This window comes from Halobellus sp. Atlit-38R (assembly GCF_003665925.1).
GTDB lineage: Archaea > Halobacteriota > Halobacteria > Halobacteriales > Haloferacaceae > Haloquadratum > Haloquadratum inordinatus.
In genome coordinates this window covers 1-510 of sequence record NZ_QXIJ01000210.1, presented here as the reverse complement: position 1 = coordinate 510, position 510 = coordinate 1, and the positions used below count along the sequence as shown (strand labels likewise).

Here is a 510-nt window from a genome sequence, read left to right as displayed (position 1 = left end):
ACCACTATTCACGCGACAACACCGACCTGATGAAGCGGGTTCTTCGGACGATGATCAACGTCCATCTTTCTGACGACGGCGAACCATATTATCCCTTGAACGGCCAACTCATGACTGGTCAAACGCCCCTCGAAGACGTCAGCTCTGTCTTAGAGATCCTCGAGAATCTCGCTGAACTAGATAGCCCAGCAGACGCAGTTCACATGCTCATCGCAACCTCGATGATCAGTCACGGAGTGGACGTCGATGCGTTGGACTTCATCGGTTTCTTCGGCCTTCCGCGGAACACGGCCGAGTACATTCAGTCGTATTCACGCGTTGGGCGCAAGTGGCCAGGGACTGTGTTCCTACTCTTCGATCCGATGCGGACCCGCGATCGGTCCTACTACCGTCACTTCCAGTATCATCAGGAGTATCAGGACCTCTTAGTCGAAGCGACACCCCTAGAGAGATGGGCAGAGTACGCGATTAAGTGTACGATGCCCGGGGTCGTCTGTTCAATATTGATCC

General features: G+C 53.9%; 1 protein-coding gene. It reads left to right on the top strand.

The genetic code is table 11. The features are described from left to right. Window positions 1-50: 50 nt before the first annotated feature. On the top strand, window positions 51-510 hold a 460-nt coding region (locus D3D02_RS18995), incomplete at its 3' end, for a helicase C-terminal domain-containing protein (protein ID WP_255410178.1).